Origin of the sequence: Gordonibacter sp. An230 (assembly GCF_002159915.1) — a bacterium.
In the GTDB taxonomy this organism is placed as follows: Bacteria; Actinomycetota; Coriobacteriia; order Coriobacteriales; family Eggerthellaceae; genus Rubneribacter.
Map to the genome: position 1 here is coordinate 24,064 of NZ_NFJP01000010.1, position 18,500 is coordinate 42,563.

Below are 18,500 nucleotides of genomic sequence, written 5' to 3' on the forward strand. Positions count from 1 at the left end.
CGCCAGCGCGGTACTGTGTACGGCTTATCAGCCTATGAGGAAGCACGGCAGCGGGCGTATCCAGTCGTACGCCGGCGCGGCGTAGTAGGCAGAGCCGCCGCCGTCGCCAGAGCACGCGTTGGACGAAGAACCACCCATGACAGACCGCAGCCACCAAATGACGCGACCGCCCGCGATGCGGCTTGCCGTATCGCTGAAGATGGGGAACTGGCTATCGAAGCCGACAGAGTAGCCCTTGGTGCCCCATACCGGACAGCCGTAAACCTCCATCTCTGAGGGCGACCAGACCTTGCCCAAATCCGCCCAGCTCCAACCGCTCGATTCGGTGAGCTTTTCGCTCGAAGAATAGCGCTCTTCGAGAAGCACGCGCTGCGCCATGATCGCGTTCTGAAGCGCGGTCGGCAGCGCTGGCAGGAAGTCGTTGATTTCCCAGTCGTGCAGCTTCGAAACCAAGTAAGGGTGCTTTTCCTCGGCGGTACCGTTGTTGTCGTTCGTATCTCGCCACTGAAGGTAGCTGGTGTTTGATGCCTTGTCTCCGGTGACGCTCACGGGCGCGAGCGGCACCATGACGATATGGTGCCCCTTCGCTGTGTCGCCGCACTGGTAATAGTGGTCGATAGCGCCGATGCGGTAGCGCACCGTCTGCGACGGCACGTTAGCGCCCGCCGTGATGGGAACGTCGATGTAATCGCCGATACGAAGACCGGCGAAGTTGGCGCTTCGAGCGCGGTTCCGAAGCCATGTGTAAACGTCGGTGCTCCCGATCTCGCTTGCGAAGACCGAAGCGAGCGAGCGACCGCCGTATGCGTTGATGATGTGCTGCCGGTCGTATTCCTCGGCAGTCGTTACGGCGTTCGCCGTGTTGCGCGCAGAAGAATCCTTCAGATTGTAGGCGGTTCCGCCGATAGAGAACTTCGACAAGTCGGCCATTGCTTTTCTCCTTCCTTAGTTGAGCGTCGCCGTCTCGCCGCTCACGTTCGCCTGAGCGACGGTTACGGTCTCGCTAGAAAGTGCAGTGCGTCTGTTGGTGGGCATGTACGCAGTTTCGCCAAGAACTATGTAGCCGTCCTGTAGCTCCACAAGCGCCGTCGCAAGCGTCGCGTTCTCTTCGCGCAGCTCTTGCACCTCGTCATCTGAGGGCGGCTCGATAGAAGCGATAGAGTTTGCGATGTTAAGCGCGTTCTGCGCAGCGGCGGTGGCATCCTCCGCCGCGCCGTTTGCCGCAGCAGCGGCGGCGTTGGCACTTGAAGCGGCAGTGTTCGCCGCGCTCGCGGCGGCGTTGGCGTTGGATGTTGCCGCGTCGGCGTTCTGCTTGGCGGTGTTGGCGGCTGATGCCGCGTTGTTCGCAGCCGTGGTTGCAGCGTCGGCGTTCTGCTTGGCGGTGTTCGCCTCCGAAGCTGCGCTTGTCGCCGACGCTGCGGCATCGTTTGCAGCCTTCGCGGCGTTGGTCGCGCTCGTAGAAGCCGAGTTCGCCTTGCTCGCGGCGCTGTTCGCCGCGCTGGCCGCGCTGTTGGCTGAGCTTACGGCCTGATTGCCACGGTCGATGAGGTCTTGAACGGCATCGTCCCAGTTCTGCGCGGGCTGCTGCCCGTCAAGAGCGCTGCGCAGGATTTCGATAGCGAACCGCTCCGTTGAGTAGGTGTTTCCGCCCTTCGTTATCGTGAAGTAGGCTTCGTCGGTGTAGCCGGGGACGCTGCAAAGCTTGGATTCGTCAACCGTGATCGTGGCGGCGTTGCCGCTGACTGAGCATTGCCCGCGATAGTAGTTGCGCTTGTTCGGCAGAAGCGCCACGAGCCACACCGTAGCGCCCGAAAGCGAGAACTCGGCTCCGTTGTCGTAGATAAGCGCGTTGATGGTCGTTCCGCCATCGTCGCCCTGACCCACCTTAATACAAGTTCCCGCTCCCTCCTTCGAGATATCGAGTTCAAGCGTCCGCGTGTTGCTCATTGCGCGCCGCCTTCCTCGCCGGTTCCGTAGGCGAGTGCGCGGAGGGCTTCGAGCGCTTCGGCGAAGCTCATAGCAGACCGCGCCTTGCTAGACACGGGCTGCACGTCCGCACTCGCGGCGACGGCTGGCACGCTCGCGGCCAGAGCATCGAATACGTCAACGACAGCTCTAACCCTGTCATCGACGTATATGGGCTGAACGATGGTGAACGAGCCTTCGCGGTTCTCAGGCTCCTTTACGTCGTCAACGGGAACGATGGAACGGCTTCCATCATCGTCAACGGCGATGAATACAATTCCGCCCTCAGCGGCTTTCTTAAGAAGCTCGCTGTCGTACTCAGTAATGACTGCTTCCGAGTTGCTTAGCGGGTCGTGAGCAACGTAATAAATAGTCGCCATGAAATACCTCCCTAGTCCAGTCCGCAGTATGTGCATAACCCGTTCTTGAAGTTGATGGATCGCGTTTTCCAAGACCAAGAAATTGTTCCGTCTCCGTCATCTCTAATCTCGCTAATGTACGTGACACTCGAATCTTTCGTTGTGCAGATGGTCGCTGTCGTACTCTGATTGCTTGATACGGCAGTCGAAATCTGCGGCGAACTGATGCGCACCGTTCCTTCTGCCGTAATCTGAATGCCGCGATACTTGATTGACGGATCGTCAATGTTGTACGAGTGGGCGGAGAAGTCAATCTTTCCTATCTGCGTGCTGTTCTCATACCCGTAGATAGCACCGCTGACAATGCGAAGAAGGTTCGACACCGTACCGCATTCGAACGTTCCGCTTGCGTTTATGTTGTTCGCGGTCATGTAGTTAGTCGTGAGCTTTCCCGTGCTCAGGTTCCACGTGTTACGCCCCAGACGGTCGCTGATCGTGCCGGTCTCGATGTAGGTAGCGTTGATATAGAGCAGACCGCCGCTTAGGTAGATTCCCTGCGTAGCGCCGTTGTTCGTCAGCCGGTTGAAAACCTCACGTTGCGTGAGGGAATCGTCCAGCTCGTCCACCTTGTCTTGCGCTTGCGCCTGCTCAATAATGCTCTTCGCCTGACGGGCTGCTGAGTTGTACGTCTTGATGGTATCTGAATAGTCGCTGTATGCGATTTCGTAGAGCTGCATAGCGTCCGACAGCTCTTCAGCCGTCGTTGTCCCAAGCACGTTTTGGATGCGCAGTTCTAGCTTCGCATGCGTGCCGTTGACACTAAACACCGCTTCGTACTGAGTTCTGAGAACTTGCTTGAATTGGTAGTTGAGGTATTCGCTGTTGTATAGGCTTTCGTACTCGTTTTCGAGGTCTACGCGCTCCTTCTCGACGGTCTGCATGATCTTAGACACCGCCGCGTGCTCGGCTTCCGTTATGATGCCGTCTTCGGCTATGCCGTCCATCGTCTTATCGAGTTCGTCAAGCCCGGTGAAAAGGTCTTCAACGCTCGTGTCGCCCAGTTTCGCGCCAGCGGAAAGCGAGAACTCGCCGCTGGTCAAGTCCCAGAAGTTGTTTCCCTTCTCGTCGGTCAGCAGACCGGCGCGCACGCGGTCGGCCTTCATGGTTCCAGCGTTGATAACGTCGGCAGTAACCATGCCACCCGTGAAGAACGTTCGCCAATCCCATTGACCGTCTGACGTAAGGCCAGCAGCCAACCGCTGACCGCGACCGTTGACGTTGATAGCCCACATGTCGGCGGTTGACTTGACCGGCAAACCCGTTTCGGGGTTCAGCGGTACGTTGCTCCAAATCTCGCCCAGCTCGAACGTCTCGACATGGTAGGTGCCAACCGCGTTGAACTGAGCGTTGAGCGCCTGCTGAAGCTGAATTAGCCACGATACCGACGTGCCAGCCGCAGCGTCGTAGAGCGCGTTTTGCTGGCTGTTGCTCTTCAGGGCGCTGCTAACGCTCTGCCACATGTCGGCCATCGTGTCCGTAAGCGTGCCGAACGTCACGGTCGCGTCGCCGGTGAGCAAGTCGCGCTCAATCTGAGACACGCGGCCATGAAGGCGCACGCCTTCGGCAGAAAAGCCCTTGTCGATGATCGCAACGTCATCGCCCACGCCCACGCCCTCCCACGAGCGCCCGAACGCGTATAGGTCGATAACCGAAGCGGTGTAGGTTACTTTCGGCTCCTTCACTTGCTCTAGGTAGTCTTTCGTTTCCTGCAAGAGCTGCGCCGCGTCCTCGCACTGCTCGTTGACGTATGACGCGACAGCGGGAAGAATGCCGCCCTCTCCGTCGGGGTGCCCCCAAACGGCGGTAGCTTCGGCATCCTCCACGTAGTCTTTGCCGCCGTTGATATCGCCGAAAGTGAGACGGCGACCGTAGCCGCCGCCTTCCGTCTCAACGCCCTTGCCGTAGCCGTATACGCGCGTTTTCGGGTTGTCGCTCGCTATTGAGCGCTTGACCGAAACGAGGTCTTTAGTCCACGTGAAGCGCTTTGCGCTGCTCTGGTTCCCGCGAAGGGCGCGAATGTTCACGCGCCGCGCGACGATGCCAGCGCCGTTGTGAACGATGGTCGTTTCAAGCTCGCCGCCCCACGTTTCCAGCAGCTCGGCTATGCCCTCGCGCACGCTGATGTGGTAGAAGGTGTGCGAAGCTCTGCCGCCCTGATCGCAGGTGCCAACCTCCCAGCGCGTGTCAGCGAGAATGGATGAGAGGGCTACCGACACGCTGCCAGAAGGCCGCTTATCGTCCAACCAGTCATCCCACGTCTCGTTAACCGAGTTGATGCAGACCGCTTGCGTCTCTGGCGCGCCGTCATCGTCGTGTACGCGGTCTACGGTGTCAACGATGTGTTCGTGGCAAACTCCCTGAAGGTCAATCCAAACTACGCGGTCGCCCTTCACGAGGTCTTCGGCGCACGTGATTTTCAGCTCGTCGGTGCCGTCCAGCGCGTCGGCGTGCGTCGCGGCGCTCACCGTGAGCCGCCCCAGATTGTCGCCCCAGCGGTTGAAGCGGGTGAAGCTGATACGTCTAACTAAAGCCATCGTTCCACCCACTCAAGAATCGCGGTGCCGTTGGTGATGTTCAGGTGGCATCGTCCGTTGATTTCGAAGTAATCCGAATCAATCGTTACCGGCGCGGTCTGGTTGTTAACCGTCGCGTGCTCGGTCTCCATGTCAAGCCTGATGGTGCTTGAAGACGTGAGCGCGGTGTTGATAGCCACGAACTCGCCGGTATCGACGTTCGTAATCCGCCACGCGCTGCCAGCGGAGGGCTTCGCCGTGACCTTCAGGTAAGCGGGGCGGTTGCCGCCAGCGTTTACGTAGACGTTGCCCGCCGAAACCTCCATGCGGCGCTTCTGCCCGTAATAGTCGGGGTCGCCGACATGGAAAGTCACGGTGGTTGTCGGGCAATCGTCCGTGATCTCGTCTAGGTCGGTGCTGCCGCTCACGATTGCGAGCAGGTAGCGCGTCGGGTCATCGGGAAGGTAGAGCGGCGCGGGTTCTTCAGTCCAGAGAGCCGCCGCGAGCTTGTGCCGCATCTCCGCGACCTCGCGGCGGTCTTCAGTCCTAAGCCAAATCTCAACGGGGAGGTCGTAGCCGCCACGGTAGGCGCTCTTGAAAACCTCGCCGTGCCGCCCCGGCACGCTCTCGAACGTCGCGTTGACGGTCGCCATGATGGGGCGGCGCACCTTGCAGTAAACCAGCTTCGATAGGTCGGTGCCGTTGAAGATGATTCGGTCGTGCTGGTTCCTAGTCCGTCTAAGTTGCAACTGGCACCCCCCTTTGCTTCAGCTTGCTTGCGATGCCAGCGCCGATCTGCTGGCCTGTCTCGTATGCGTCCACTCCGTCAGCGACCGTGGCGTAAACCGTCACGGCGACGTTAACGGGCTGGCTCGGCGTGTCGGCGAACCGCGAGAAGGCGCGGTTGACCGACGTTTCGATGAAGCCTTGCAGCTGCTTCTCAGGCGCGATGAACTCGCCGCCCGCCTCGCCAACGCCGACGATTGAAGGCTCATCGAAATAGCCGCCGCGCGCGTACCAACTAACGCTTACGCTGGGAAGGCGAACCGGTCCCAAATCCCACCAGCTAACGGAGAAATGGGGCAACTTCACCTTCGGTATGCTGATCCTGATTCCGCTGAAGGCGTTCATGATCTTCTGCGGAATGCTCGAAATCGCGTTCCATGCGCTTTCGATAGGGTTCTCTATGAAGCCCCGAATGCTGTTGAACACGCCCTGCACCTTCGAGCCAAGGCCGGGGAATCCCAGCTTGTCGCCGATGCGGTCTGCGATGCTAACCGCCGTGCTCTCGGCAGCGTCAAGCTTCGAGCCGATGTTGTCTTTGATCGCGTTGAAGGCGTTTGCCGCTTGGCTCTTCGCCGTCTCCCAGTCGCCGTTCATTGCGGCTTGCAGAGCGCCAGCCGCCGAGCTGCCAACGGTCTTCGCGGTGTTCATGTCGTTCTGAACCGTGGAAGCGATTTGCCCGAAGGCCGAATCGGTGTTGCCGGTTAGGTTGTTCCACCAGTTAGACACGGTATCGACTGCGCCTTGTGCGAGGTTCCCGACGTTGGTTTTAAGATCATTCCAAGCGTTCGAAGCGCCGGTTTTGATGTTCTCCCACGTGTCGGAAGCGCCTTGCTTCAACTGCTCCCACTTCTCGCCAACGCCGGTGCAGAAATCCGAAACGCCGGTGCTGACCTGCTCCCAGATTCCGCCCCAGAACTCAGGCACGCCAGCGAAGAAATCCTGCACGGCTTGCCACTTCTCCGAAATCCAGCCGGTGAAGTCAGACCACATCTGCTTACCCGTCTCGGTCTGCGTGAAGAACCACGTAAGGCCAGCGACGGCGGCTGACACGGCGGCAACGCCAAGGCCGATAGGATGCGCGGCGATAAGCCCGGTAAATCCCGTCCAGCCGCTAGATAGCGTGCCGGTGAGCATGCTTCCAAGACCGCCCGCCTTGGTGACGATGTTAGAGAAGCCGGTTCCGATCTTGCTTAGAAAGCCCGTGTCGCCCATGAGCTTCTTAGCGCCGCCCCAAAGCTCGCCAGCGGTCTTGAAGGCGCTTCCCACGCCCTCTGCGGCTTCCATCGTCTTACCAATGGCGGTTGTCACGCCGCCGAATGCGACCGCGCCGAGCGCGAGGTTATTAACAAGCGTCTGCTGCTCTGGCGTTAGGTTCTTGTACCAACCCGTGACGGCTTCGAGCGCGGGCGCGAGCGTGTTAAGAAGGCTCGTGCCGATCTCGGTAACGGCGGTCTTGACGGGCAAGGCCGCTTCGCCGAGTTCCTGCATGCTCTGGTTCATCTCGTTCTGCGCGTCGCGCGAAGCGAGAAGGTCTTTGTTCGTCTCTTGGTACTGCCGCCCCGCGTCCGCGTAAAGCCCGGTAAGCGTCTCGGTGATGAGCTGCGAGCGCTCCTGCTCGCTTCCGCACGCGGCAAGAGCAGCGTTGAAAGCGTCTTCTTTGGTCTGACCCTCGGCGACCGCCTGATTGAACGCGGCCTGAGCCGAAGAGTGTCCGGAAAGCGCCGCGCTCCACTGCTCGGCGGATGCCGTAGACCAGTTGAGCGCGTCGGCAAGACCGCCAGTGACGGTGCCCGTGTGCGCCGTCTCCTGCGCTGCTTCCGCCAAGTTCTGAAGCGGCAGAGCGTCGCCGAATGTCGCGTAAGCGCCAGCGGCAATGTCCGTCCACTGCTGCAATTCCTGCTCGTTGGTTGTCAGGCGCGCTAGGTTCTGGCTCGCTTCCGTGGCAGACGAAGAATCGCCAAGGATGCGGTAGAAGCTCGCATAGGTCGAAGATGCTTGCTCGGCGGTGCCGCCAGCGCTCACCCATGCCGTTTCGAGCTGCCCGCTCTGCTGTATCGCTTCCTCTTGGCTCGATGCAAGGCCGGTGAGCGCTCCAGCCGCGCCGATGATGCCGCCAGACAATGCCGTTCCCGCGCTCGAGATCTTAGACCCGGCGTTTGAAAGCTTGTCGGCGTTGTCCTCGATGGTCTGACCAACCTTGTAAAGCGCCGTGCGCGATGCGTCCGCTTCGCGCGCCGTGTCCGCAAGCTCGCTGCCGTAGCTGTCAAGCTGGCGCTCGCACTGCATGATCGCGCGCTTCAGGCTGTCGTACTGCCGTTCCTCCTGAGCCGTGAGCTGCGCGCCGCTCTGCTTCTTGCTCTCCAACTGAGCGAGCGCTTGCTTGTAAGCATCAAGCTTCTGCTTCGTCTCGCCGTAGGCAGAGTTGAGCGCCTTTACCTTCTGCTCTAGCAGCTCGGTGTTTCCTGGGTCGAACTTCAGCGCCTTGTTGATATCGCGCAAGTCGCTTTGGGTGTCGCGCGATGCTTGCTGAACCTTCTTCAGGGCGCTTTGAAGCTCGGTAGTGTCGCCGCCGAACTTGATAACAAGCCCCTTGTAAGTGACCGCCACGTAATCACCCCTCTTCGGTTGTCAAAGTCCCATGAGTGCTTGAAGCAACGCGCCCTCGCGGGTGCGCTGCCGTCAAGAACTCACTTCACGTCATGACCAGAACGCGGCTTCTGCCTTGCGCGCCTTCTCGTCCTCGTCGTAGTGCGCCGCAGCGTCGGCGTAGAACGCGTTAATCTCCAGAAGGTCTTTAACCTGCCGGTAGCTCATCATCTGAAGGTCTGAGAGCGTCAGTCCGCATTGCTGGCAGTTGTAGATGTATCGCGCGTCGCACGCGTCTTGCAGGTTACTTGGAAGCGGCGGGGCTGGCCTTTTCGGCTCCCTCGGCTTCCACTGCATCTTTCGCGGCGCTTGGAAAAAAGTTGTCCTCGACAATGCGCATCACGTCGGAAGCCCAACCGTCCCTGCGCTCCAAGTTGTACGCGTCCGATGGGAAGGAAGAAACCTACTCATCGAATCCGGTATCGAACTTCGGCGTTGCGGTCTTGATGCACGCGTAGAAGATTTCGAGAAGCGGGACGATAGCGGGCACGTCGCTAGTCATGAGAGAACCGGCGATCTTGGAAACCGCGTCCGCAATGTCCTTCGGTCGCTTCCTCCCTCCATCGACAACCTCATTGAAGCATCGAGAATAGGCAATCGGCGTGAACGCGTTGAAGGTCGCTTCGAACTCATTTTCGCCAACCTTGATAACCATTCGCAACCTCCTACTCGGACGGGGTCTTGTGCGCAAGCTCGATATCGACCGCATCAAAGAAGGTGTCGTAATCGGCAAGGCCGGTGAAGCTGTCATAGCCGCTCGTGCGAATGTCGGTGCTCGGGATGGTGACGGGTCGCCACGTGAACGGGTAATCGAGCTGCGTAATCTCCGGCGTATCCTGAATGGTGTTAAGCTCCTGCGTCGGCTTCGAGAGCTGGCACATGAGAAGGCAGCGGCGGCGACCGAGCACGTGCCCCGGCTGCTCGCACATGAAGGCGAACTTTTTAGGCGTTCGGTCTGCGCTCAGGATGGTTCGCCCGTCCTGCGCGATCTCGTAGCCCACGAGGTCTGCGATGAGCTGGCGAAGATCAGCCGTCCCCTCGGTGTCGTAGAAGCTCATGGTGCCGCTTCCGCCGTTGTCCTGCTGCTTGTCAAGCCAAACCTCGTTGTCGGCGTAGCTAGAAGCCGTCTCAACGGTCGGCTCCATGCTGATAGCGACGGTGCCCGCGACGTGCACGGGGTCTTCGTAGGTAAGCGCGTCTTCGTCGGTGCAGATCGCGAAATGCGAGTTCTTCACGCCGAAGAATCCGTTTCGTGCCATTTGGTCTCTCCTAACTCTCGGCGACGTTCACGGTGAACGCCGCTTCGGTAAGCTCTTCTGAATCAATGTTCGTGATGCTCAGCATGAACGGGCACTCTGCGGCTTCGAGCGCATCGCGTATGCGTTTCTCGGTCGCGTAGTCGCGGTGCCGCGTGTAGAGCGCGATATCGTAGGGCATCCACGAAAGGTAGGTGCCGTTGTCCGCGTAGGCCGCTTCGTTGTAGCCCGCGACAAGGCAGATGAAGGGCGGTGCCGGTTCCTCACCGTCAGCGAAGCGCTGGTTAGCCCACGGGATGCCGAGCGAATCGAGAACGCCGCAGAGCGCCTTTAGCTCAATCATCGTCCGTCGCCCCCCATCTCCGCGAACTCTCGCGCCACTTGGTCTGCAACCTTCCTGATAACGCCGTCGCCGGGAACGGTGCCGTAATCCTCGCCAGTCTGGTCCGTGATCTGGTGGCCGTTCTCCAACAGGTGCGTTAGCTGGTATCGCCGGTTGTGCACGGTGCATTCGGTGCCCGTCTCATCGGTCTTAACGTCGGCCTTCCAGCCCTTCTTGTAAGCACCGGTGCGCACCTTGCTTTCTTGCTTCAACAGCTTTACGGCGCGCCTTCCTGCTTCGCCCGCGTTCTCAGCGAGCGCGGAAACGTTGTCTTCCACGCACTCTTTCATGCAGCTGCTTATGAACCGCTCGATGCTCTGCTCAGCCACGGTCGCCCACCACCTCAGCGAGCGTCAGGCGCACGAAGTCGGGGCTTGACCTGTCAACGCGCGCGACCGTGAGCCGCGCGCCGTCGAACTCGACTAGCCGCTCACCTTCGTATGCGCTCTTGCGAATCTGCAATACGGCTTCGGGGTGTACGCCAGCGGCAGCGGCGGCGTAATAGGCCGCGTCGCCCATAGAGAAGACGTTGCAGAACACCTTGCGCTTTGTTTCCTCCGTCTGCTGCACGCCGTATTCGTCCTTCTTGACGGTCTTAGCGATGAGCTGGCACGTGCCAGCCCACATGCTCATTTCACGCCCCCGAACTCCGAGCTGCCGCGCATCATGGTTAGCAAATCGTCGAAGCTCTGAGTAAGGCGGTCGGCATCGGGGTTGTCCATGCCGAAGGTCGCCTTGCAGTAGACCTTCACCGCGAGCCGAACCGTGCTGTTCGAATCGTCGGCGGCTACGGTATCGGCAACGCCGCCCGCGCGCATCGCGGCGCGGGCGGCTTCGATGAGGTCTTCGATCTCAGCGTCAAAGTCGGTGCAGTCGGCGGGAATCCTCAGCGCTTCGCGGCACGCGTCAAGCAGCTTCGGCTTCTCTGCCATCTGTCACCACCTCGTTACTTTGCGGCGGTGCCGATGGTGAGCTGGCCGAAAGACTTAGGCACGACAAGCCCGCCGTCGAAGAGCAGGTATCCGTCAAAGCAGCGCTTCTGCGTACCCGGCTCGACGTAGGGCGTAATGTCCACTCCGTCGAAGATGTTTCCACGGAACAGGTCGGGATAGCCCGCCTTGATGATACCGTCCGCCATCGAATCGTCGCGCTTAACGAGCTTGCCGAAGATATGACCCTCAACGGCGGGGTCTTCGGTCTTCTCGTCCACGAAGTAAGAGCGCCCGTTGGCATCCTCGACCATAGCAATGTGGTTCCAAATAGTGTTGCCGTTGGCGTAGATAATGCAGCCCTTCGGCGCGGGGTTGCCGTAGGTGTAGAGCAGGCCAAGAAGCTTGGTGATATCCGCCTTGGCAAGCGTGCCAGCGGTGGCGCAGTTAATCTTGTTGCCGGAATCCATGCCGAGCGTGCCGTCAACAGTCTTGGCGTGGACACGCGCGTTGGCGGCGACGGCAAGGCGCGCGCCAGTCTCGTTGACGATGTACTGCTCAAAGCCGTTGATAGACTGAACCGCCATCTTGCGGCTCATCTTGACGGTCTTCTTGATCTCCTCGCCCGTAAGGGTGATGGTGTCGAACTCGTTCTGCTCCTCATCGGTGGGCGCTGCGCCCTCATCGGTCTTCGCCGCGTCGCCAGCCTTGATGCTCTTATGGCGGATAAGCTCGAACTGATGCGGGAAGTTGTCCTTGTGGATGTCGCCGTAGAGAACAGCCGTGTTGTCAATCAGCGTGAAAATCTGCGTCTGAAGCTCGACGGGGATAACCGCATCGGTGTTGCTGGTCAGATGCGTAAACGCCGTGCGCTGCTCGATAAGGTGGTTGTACGCGTCGCGCTCAACCTGCGTAAGCTCGGTGCCACCGATGAGCTGCACGCCGGAACGGCTGGCAATGTCCTTCACCCACGCGCGGCGGGCGGCGGCGTTGTAGTCGGTGGTGTCGCGCACCTGCGGAAGGGCACCGCGAGCGCTCGCGGAAGTCCCCAGCGGCACGGAATCGACACGGCGGGCGGTGCCGTTCTCGATAGCGGCGCGCGCAGCTGCAACGGTCGCGGTGTGGCTGTCGCGGCGCTGAGCGGCGGCGGCGTTGCGCTTCTCGATCTCGGCGGTAAGCGCGCTCATGCGCTCTGCGTCCTGCTCGGTCGGCTCGGTGTCGGTGCCGTCATCGGCCTTGTACTTATCGACAAGACCCTGAAGCTCGTTAAGCAGGTCATCCATAGTCATCTCGTCCATCGTTCTAAACCTTTCTGCTCTTGGCGATTGCCAGTGTCGCCCTCGCAACGGCAAGGGCACTCTTACGGCGCGCAAGCTCCTTGCGCGACTGCTCAATCGCTCCGTTGAGCAGGTTTCTTGCTGATATCTCGGTGTTCGGGTCAGCCGGAAGGCTGACGGCGGACACGTCGAAAACCTTTTTGACGCGCGTAATGGTCGTAGTATGCGTCTCGCGGTCGTATTCGTCTGCCGCTACCGTGAAAGCCCATGACATGCGCGTGATAAGACCGGCCTTTATCTCTTCGAAGAGATCGCGCGCGCCCTGAGAGCGCGACAGGTCGGCGGCGATGAAAAGCCCGTGCTCGTCCGGCTCCACAATGAGCGTCCCGTTGCTCATGCGGGCGTACACTCTGCCCGCATGGTCGAACTGAAGGATAACGTCGCTCATGTCCGCGCCGTCGAAAGCGCCCGGGTCGATGATCTCGCGATACTCGTTGCCGTCCCAGTCGGTGAAAAGCACGTATGGGTCGTTGAATGTCGATGCGTAGCCCTCGACGTAGTAATCAGTGTCAAAGCGCTTGTTCGCGCTTCCGTCAGCCGTCCGCACGTTGAGCGGCACGGCAAGGGAACGGTATTGCCGCTCACTCGGTTTCGCTGGCATCGTCTACCTCCTTGCTGGTTCCAACGCCGCTGCTCGCGTCGATAGCGGCTATGTTCGCGTTCGTCTGCGCGGCTTGCGCCGCCTGTTCCGCCGTGTGCTCGCTGATGAGCGCAAGGTCGATGTACTCGCCGCGTATGACGTGGCGCTCGCCGCCGTCGTAGTGCGGCGATTGGAAAACATCGGCAACCTGATTGCCGTTCCAGATGCCACGGTCGAAGAGCGCGACCGAGACGTTAAGCTTCGTCGTGTTGCTGGCGAACTCTAGTCGGTTCGCGCTGAACATGATTGAGTTTCCGTGCGCTATCTCGTTCGCCGTGTACGTCATGGAGGTGATAACGAAGCCGAGCTGAACAGCGAACGGCTCGATGCGTCCTTCGTAGTAGCTGTTGAAGGTGTCTTCGTCCGCGCGGTTCGTGACGATATCCTCATTGGAGCCGAAGAAGCGGTAAGCGCTCTTCTCGATTCGCTCCATCTGCGCCGCATCGACCGTGTAACTGTTCGGCGTTATCTGCTTCACGTCTGAAAACAGCTTGTCATATACGGCGATGCCGCCCGCGTTGTCTGCGGAAAGCTGAGCGTTGAACGCCTTGCGCGCCTTCTCTTGGTCGCCCTCGTTGCGGTTCTGGCTGAGCTTGCCGATGAACCGCACCGCCGCGCCCTGATTGATAGCCGACTGCTCGGCTTCGTTCTGTGCGTGCATCAGCTCCAACGTCGGCTGAAGAACGTTCGTGCCGTCGCCGAACAAATCGCTTTGGTACTGGTGGCGCGTCATAACGCCCACGCGCGACCACTCTACAAGCACGCTGTCGCCGGTCGGAAACGTGAGCTTCAGCCAAAGATCGCCGTCAACGTCGTATGCTTCGCACTGGCTCGGAAGAACGGGGTAATAGCCCGTTATAGTGGTGCCGTCTCCCGCGTCTATCGGGATGATGAGCGCCGTGTCGTTCACCTGAAGAATCGTCCAAACGCGCTTGATGAACTGCGGCGTTGTCATCCAAGGGTTAGGCTGCTGTCGCAGCGCTCGCGCAGCCGTCGGCTGAGCCGTGCCCGATACTTCGGGCTTCAGCTTGCTTGCGTGGTCTGCGCCGCTCTCGATGATGCTGCGCGTAAGCTCGGCTTCGTAAAGACCGCCCTGCCATGTCGTGAACGACGGCGCATAGGCCGTGAACGTGGAGAAATAGCCGTTGACAGCCTGCATCTGCGGACGGTGGAACACCGCATCGAAGAGCGAGCGCACGAACGGTTGTGATCTGCTCAACTCTAACCTCCTATCATCGCGCGGTAATCGTCCGCAATGTTCTTCATCGCAATGAACGCGTCGCACTCAGCCGCCCACGCGTCTATGCGGTTGCGCGGGTCTTGGTTCTTCTTGTCGGGCTGAATGTTTCCGTTCACGTCGGTTCGAATGGCGACGTTCGAACGGCACCATTCGGCAATCGGGTTGGCGTTGTCAACGATGCGCCCTTCCTTGTAGAGCGCTCGAAGCTCCTTCATCGGCATTGACAGCGTTTGTGCGCCCTGAATGACCTTTTGCAGGTTGTCAGCGCCGAAATAGTCTTCGTATGCTTCCACGGTCGGCACGTCTCGCATGTGCCACGGGTCGTAGCCGCAAGAAACGGCATAGATGCCGTACTTGTCCTGAACCTCAGCCACCCAATCCAGAACGTCGCGCTTGTCCATGATGGGCGTTTCACATGTGCGCATAAGACCGCGAGCAATCCACGCGTCGTAGGGCACGCCGTCGCGCCCTCCGCGCCGCCCCTCCTTCTCCGCCTGCTCCAACGCTCGAAGCGGAATCCAAGCCATGTGCAGCGCGTAGAAGTTCGGATCGTTAGGCCGCTGCATGAGAAGGCAAGCGGCGGTAAGGTCGGTCGTGTCCGCAGCGTCAACGCCGAGCACGGCATACGTAAACGTTCCGTCGCCGGGGTCGAAAGTGGCTTCGTTGTGAATCTCAGACCACGTAAGCCAAGCCTGAGACTGGTTTTCAATGAGGTTGAAGTCCTTAACTAGCAGGGTGGGAAGGTATGTCGCATCGTCCTTCGCCTTAGAAACGTTCTGGCGAAGCGCCGAAAGCGATTTGATGGTGCCAAGGCCGGGGTTAGCCTTGACCCAAGCGCCTTCGTCCTGCCATTCCTCGCGCTCGTCAAGCTCGAAGATGAACGCTATGAAGCGCTCTGCCTTCTCGCCGGTCGCCTTGCCGTCAAGCCATTTGGTCGCGTACTCGTATTGCGCATCGAAGATGCCGTTTCGCACGAAACCGTTAGTCGTGATCTCCAATACGAGCGGCTGGCGGCGCGCGGACGTTCCCTGCATCGTAAGGTCGTAAAGGTCGCGGTTCTTCATCGCGGCCAGCTCGTCAACGATAGCGCCGGAAATGTCCAGACCGTCTAGGTGGTTCGTGTTGGCGCTCAGCGCCTTGATGGTGCCCATGTTCAGATCGCAGTAAAGGTCTGACACGCGCTTTCTTATGTGCTTCGCCAGCGCGGGGCTTGTGAGCACCATGCGCCACGCGTTGTTGAATCCCTTTGCCGCCTGATCGTGGGCGGTGGCGACGTTGTATACCTCCGGCGCGCCCTCATCGTCGTTCACGAGCAAGTCAAGCTCTATCGCAGACGCAAGCGCGGTCTTTCCGTTCTTGCGCCCCATAATCCAGAGCACTTCGCGGTATTGCCGCACGCCCTCGGCATCAACGAAGCCGAAGACAACCGACAGAATGGCGCGTTGGAAAAGCTCTAGCTTGAAATCGTGCCCTAAGCGCCCGGACGGTAGGCGGCAAAAGCTTTCGATGAAACGAACGTGCTTCTGCGCGAACTCTTCGCGGTAGTGGTACGGATAGAGCGGGTCGGTGTTGTCCATGTCGCGCAGGACATGAGCGGCAACCTGCTTCATCTTCTCCCACGCTATAATCTCGCCGCTCAGTATGCCGCCGAAGTATTCGCGTATCGCGCGCTCGCACGAGCCGCCCTTAGACTTCGCCCTAGCCGTACCGCGTTTCATTGATGAAGTCAATGAGCGCGTCGGCAGCGGCGGTGCCGTTCGGCATCATGTCGGTAAGCTGCTTCACGCCGCGCGAAAACGTAGTGAACAGCTTGTTGTATGCACTGAATCCGGGGTGCTCGCGCAGCCCGGTTTGCCCACCGCCGTTGTCATACTCGGTGAAGATATCTTCGTAGAGCAGATCGGCGCGGGCATCGTCAAGCTTGACCTTCAGAAAAGCGAGGTTCGCAAGCAGCGGCATGACGGTTTTTCGCTTCTCGTCGGGGATAGCGCCCTTGGTGATCTCGCGCAGCTTTCGAATCTCGCTCTCTACGCGCTTCTCCTTGGCAACTCGCCGCTTCGGCGGGCTATTCCCCGCTACTGCGGGCGAAACTTTCGAAGTATTGCCTACTTTTGCCGTCATCGCAAGACCACCCCCTTTCGAAAATCCGTCACGCGCAAGAAATTACCTCCCGGCGTTGGTGCCCTAGGCACCGTCTGCGTTTTTCAGACCGGGGGGATTGTCACGCGGGTCTACCTGCGGTTTTGCGTTCGATTTCCCGCGCTTGCGCCGCGTTGTGTCGTGTTTGTGTGTCAGTCTGAAAGCGATATCAAGTTCCCGTCGCTGTCGAAAGCCAACCCTTGACGCGTTGAGCCTTGCCTTATCCAACCATGCACCTTCTTATGGCATCGGTCGCAAAGGCTAACGAGGTTGTCTAGGTTGGTCGCAACGTTCGGGTCGTTGACGTTCGCTGGTGTCAGCTCCGTGATGTGATGCACCATGACGGCGGGCGTGATCTCTCCTTGCTGCAAGCAGTGCTGGCATAGGTGAGCGTCGCGCGTCAGCGCCGCGTCTCTGGCGTGTTCCCAGTCGGCGGATGAGTAGAAGGCACGCGAGAAGTCCTTAGCCATGGCGCACCCCCTGAGATATGGCGGAGCGTGTAGGATTCGAACCTACGGGCGCTGGCGCGCCACACGGTTAGCAACCGTGCGCAATAAGCCACTCTGCCAACGCTCCAAACAAAAAGGCCACGAGCGCGACTGCCCGTGGCCTTGACCTAATCCACCGTACCGAATTCTAGCAGAAGTAGTGAACTGATGTGAACAACGATTTATCAGGCGCTTTTCACATGCGCCCATCCAACTTCGTCAATGTACGCAAAACCTACATCGCAAAGCGCGTGGCACCACCGCACCGAACCTTGCATGATTTCGGCAATCTCACTCCATGGCTGCGCTTGCAGATACCCCATGCAGATAGCGTCTGCGTATCGCGTGCCCTTCAGCTTCGCAAGCCCTCCGCGACCGTCAGCACCGTATAGCACTTCGCACGCTTCGTCTATGGCTTCCTCTGCATCGGCAATGCGCTTCTTCAACCTTCCCTCGAAGTCTATGCGGCGCGATATCGAATCCATAGGGTCGCTGACGTCTCCACTCCCGCCGCCAGCCTGATAGCTCTGCGCCTTGGCTCCTTCACGCGCCTTCATGCGTTCGAGCATTTCCCGCGCCCTGTCGGTCTTCACCACCTCGGCGCGGATGCCCTCGAAATACTCCTTTGCCCTCACATGCCGTCACCGCCAGATCGCGCGCGCTTGAGCTCTGAGCGCCAAAGCTTGAAGGCTTCCCACATCCCAAGCTTCGCAAGGTCGGTGCTCGGCGGCTGAGCCTTAACCAGAGCAACGCCGTCTATTGAAGCCGCTACCACTTCTGCGCCCGTAATGCACTCGATGAGCAATCCCACCTCATCAACAATGACGCGCTCGCCCTTCATGACGTAGCTAGAAGGCGTAATCACTGGCGGAATTTCCTTGTGCATCCTTCGAGCCATAAGCTCGATGCTCTCCGCCATGCCGCGCGTCGCGGTCAGGATTGGATAGCCAGTCTCGTTCGACATTTCGATAAGGCACGTTGTCTTGCCCGTTTGCCTTCCACCGATTATTGCCAGCATGACAGCCACCTACTAAACGCCCGTGCTGCCGAAACCGCCAGTGCCGCGCTCGGTGTCGCTAAGCTCATCGACCGGCACGAGATCGCACGGCACATAGGGCATAACGACAAGCTGGCAGACGCGCGTTCCAGCTTCGAGCGTAACTGTCTCGTAGCTCTGGTTTATGAGAGCCGCGCAGACCTCGCCGCGATAGCCGCTGTCGATAACGCCAACGCTATTCGAAAGCGTGATGCCCTGTTTTGCCGCAAGGCCGCTGCGCGGGAACACCAGCCCCACGCAACCGCTCGGAATCTCGACGGCAAGGCCGCAACCGACAACGCACTTCTGCATCGGCTCGAGCGTGACAGTCTCGGTAATGCGAAGGTCAAGCCCAGCATCGCCCTCATGCGCATAGCGCGGCATCTCGATTCCCTCATTGACCTTCTTAGCGCGAAGCTTCCTGCCAATCATTAGCGCACCCCCAGAACATGACGCGTGACGCGCACGCTTCCAGCCTTAACCCACTTGCCGCCGTAAGTCTGACCCTTCGGACGGATAACAACCTTGTTTCGGTGGCTCATCGCGACAACCTGATATTCGCTGCCCTCATGCTCCACCGTGTCGTTGAGAAAAACGAGCTTACCCGCCGAATCTACCGGGAACGAAGCGGCACTGGCGTATGCCGCGACCTCCGGCACGAGCACGACATAAACGGGCTGCTTGATCTCTGCGCCCTTCTTCTTGATTCCGAACATCCTTCTTC

Annotated in this window: 23 protein-coding genes and 1 tRNA gene; all 24 read right to left on the reverse strand. The window is 59.7% G+C overall.

All coding sequences use genetic code 11. The annotated features are described in order from the left end of the window. Positions 1-27: 27 nt before the first annotated feature. A complete protein-coding gene (locus B5F40_RS06755; protein ID WP_087193583.1) occupies positions 28-930 on the reverse strand; it encodes a DUF6273 domain-containing protein in 903 nt (300 codons plus the stop codon). 15 nt (positions 931-945) lie between these two features. Beyond that, positions 946-1,947 (reverse strand): BppU family phage baseplate upper protein, encoded by a 1,002-nt coding sequence (locus tag B5F40_RS06760; protein ID WP_087193584.1) that lies wholly within the window; start codon positions 1,945-1,947, stop codon positions 946-948. Continuing rightward, the gene (locus B5F40_RS06765) at positions 1,944-2,345 is read right to left on the reverse strand and encodes a hypothetical protein (protein ID WP_140396444.1); all 402 of its coding nucleotides are present in this window, start codon (positions 2,343-2,345) and stop codon (positions 1,944-1,946) included. The genes B5F40_RS06760 and B5F40_RS06765 overlap by 4 nt, the downstream gene beginning before the upstream one ends. Positions 2,346-2,356: 11 nt before the next feature. Further along, positions 2,357-4,918 (reverse strand): phage tail spike protein, encoded by a 2,562-nt coding sequence (locus B5F40_RS06770; protein ID WP_087193586.1) that lies wholly within the window; start codon positions 4,916-4,918, stop codon positions 2,357-2,359. Continuing rightward, on the reverse strand, positions 4,909-5,646 hold the full coding sequence (locus B5F40_RS06775) for a distal tail protein Dit (protein WP_087193587.1): 738 nt from the start codon (positions 5,644-5,646) through the stop codon (positions 4,909-4,911). Before B5F40_RS06775 ends, B5F40_RS06770 begins: the two co-directional genes overlap by 10 nt. Then, positions 5,636-8,290, reverse strand: a complete 2,655-nt coding sequence (locus B5F40_RS06780; RefSeq protein ID WP_087193588.1) for a hypothetical protein — start codon at positions 8,288-8,290, stop codon at positions 5,636-5,638. The genes B5F40_RS06775 and B5F40_RS06780 overlap by 11 nt, the downstream gene beginning before the upstream one ends. Positions 8,291-8,380: 90 nt before the next feature. Continuing rightward, positions 8,381-8,626: a hypothetical protein gene (locus B5F40_RS06785; protein ID WP_087193589.1), complete on the reverse strand. Its 246-nt coding sequence runs from the start codon at positions 8,624-8,626 to the stop codon at positions 8,381-8,383. 106 nt (positions 8,627-8,732) lie between these two features. After that, complete coding sequence (locus B5F40_RS06790) at positions 8,733-8,984, reverse strand: hypothetical protein (protein ID WP_087193590.1); 252 nt, start codon at positions 8,982-8,984, stop codon at positions 8,733-8,735. A 10-nt stretch (positions 8,985-8,994) separates the two neighbouring features. After that, positions 8,995-9,588, reverse strand: a complete 594-nt coding sequence (locus B5F40_RS06795; protein ID WP_087193591.1) for a major tail protein — start codon at positions 9,586-9,588, stop codon at positions 8,995-8,997. A 10-nt stretch (positions 9,589-9,598) separates the two neighbouring features. After that, a complete protein-coding gene (locus B5F40_RS06800; protein ID WP_087193592.1) occupies positions 9,599-9,928 on the reverse strand; it encodes a hypothetical protein in 330 nt (109 codons plus the stop codon). Beyond that, positions 9,925-10,296: a hypothetical protein gene (locus B5F40_RS06805; RefSeq protein WP_087193593.1), complete on the reverse strand. Its 372-nt coding sequence runs from the start codon at positions 10,294-10,296 to the stop codon at positions 9,925-9,927. Before B5F40_RS06805 ends, B5F40_RS06800 begins: the two co-directional genes overlap by 4 nt. Next, entirely contained in the window at positions 10,289-10,600 is a 312-nt protein-coding gene (locus B5F40_RS06810) for a phage head-tail adapter protein (RefSeq protein WP_140396445.1), read from the reverse strand. Before B5F40_RS06810 ends, B5F40_RS06805 begins: the two co-directional genes overlap by 8 nt. Continuing rightward, positions 10,597-10,899 carry a head-tail connector protein gene (locus tag B5F40_RS06815; protein ID WP_087193595.1) on the reverse strand — a complete coding sequence of 101 codons (303 nt, stop codon included), beginning with the start codon at positions 10,897-10,899 and terminating at the stop codon, positions 10,597-10,599. The genes B5F40_RS06810 and B5F40_RS06815 overlap by 4 nt, the downstream gene beginning before the upstream one ends. 14 nt (positions 10,900-10,913) lie before the next feature. Beyond that, positions 10,914-12,194 carry a phage major capsid protein gene (locus tag B5F40_RS06820; RefSeq protein WP_087193596.1) on the reverse strand — a complete coding sequence of 427 codons (1,281 nt, stop codon included), beginning with the start codon at positions 12,192-12,194 and terminating at the stop codon, positions 10,914-10,916. A 4-nt stretch (positions 12,195-12,198) separates the two neighbouring features. After that, the gene (locus B5F40_RS06825; protein ID WP_087193597.1) at positions 12,199-12,834 is read right to left on the reverse strand and encodes an HK97 family phage prohead protease; all 636 of its coding nucleotides are present in this window, start codon (positions 12,832-12,834) and stop codon (positions 12,199-12,201) included. After that, complete coding sequence (locus B5F40_RS06830) at positions 12,815-14,092, reverse strand: phage portal protein (RefSeq protein WP_087193598.1); 1,278 nt, start codon at positions 14,090-14,092, stop codon at positions 12,815-12,817. The genes B5F40_RS06825 and B5F40_RS06830 overlap by 20 nt, the downstream gene beginning before the upstream one ends. Before the next feature lie 2 nt (positions 14,093-14,094). Next, entirely contained in the window at positions 14,095-15,831 is a 1,737-nt protein-coding gene (locus tag B5F40_RS06835) for a terminase large subunit (RefSeq protein ID WP_087193599.1), read from the reverse strand. Further along, positions 15,812-16,234: a hypothetical protein gene (locus B5F40_RS06840; RefSeq protein ID WP_087193600.1), complete on the reverse strand. Its 423-nt coding sequence runs from the start codon at positions 16,232-16,234 to the stop codon at positions 15,812-15,814. Before B5F40_RS06840 ends, B5F40_RS06835 begins: the two co-directional genes overlap by 20 nt. A gap of 170 nt (positions 16,235-16,404) precedes the next feature. Beyond that, positions 16,405-16,722 carry an HNH endonuclease gene (locus B5F40_RS06845; protein WP_087193601.1) on the reverse strand — a complete coding sequence of 106 codons (318 nt, stop codon included), beginning with the start codon at positions 16,720-16,722 and terminating at the stop codon, positions 16,405-16,407. Between the two features lie 18 nt (positions 16,723-16,740). Beyond that, a tRNA-Ser gene (locus tag B5F40_RS06850) sits at positions 16,741-16,828 on the reverse strand. 97 nt (positions 16,829-16,925) lie between these two features. After that, positions 16,926-17,375 carry a hypothetical protein gene (locus B5F40_RS06855; protein ID WP_087193602.1) on the reverse strand — a complete coding sequence of 150 codons (450 nt, stop codon included), beginning with the start codon at positions 17,373-17,375 and terminating at the stop codon, positions 16,926-16,928. Next, positions 17,372-17,758 (reverse strand): hypothetical protein, encoded by a 387-nt coding sequence (locus B5F40_RS06860; RefSeq protein WP_140396446.1) that lies wholly within the window; start codon positions 17,756-17,758, stop codon positions 17,372-17,374. Before B5F40_RS06860 ends, B5F40_RS06855 begins: the two co-directional genes overlap by 4 nt. 12 nt (positions 17,759-17,770) lie before the next feature. Further along, positions 17,771-18,208 (reverse strand): dUTP diphosphatase, encoded by a 438-nt coding sequence (gene dut / locus B5F40_RS06865; protein WP_087193604.1) that lies wholly within the window; start codon positions 18,206-18,208, stop codon positions 17,771-17,773. Beyond that, the gene (locus B5F40_RS06870; protein ID WP_087193605.1) at positions 18,208-18,492 is read right to left on the reverse strand and encodes a hypothetical protein; all 285 of its coding nucleotides are present in this window, start codon (positions 18,490-18,492) and stop codon (positions 18,208-18,210) included. Before B5F40_RS06870 ends, dut begins: the two co-directional genes overlap by 1 nt. Positions 18,493-18,500 lie beyond the last annotated feature (8 nt).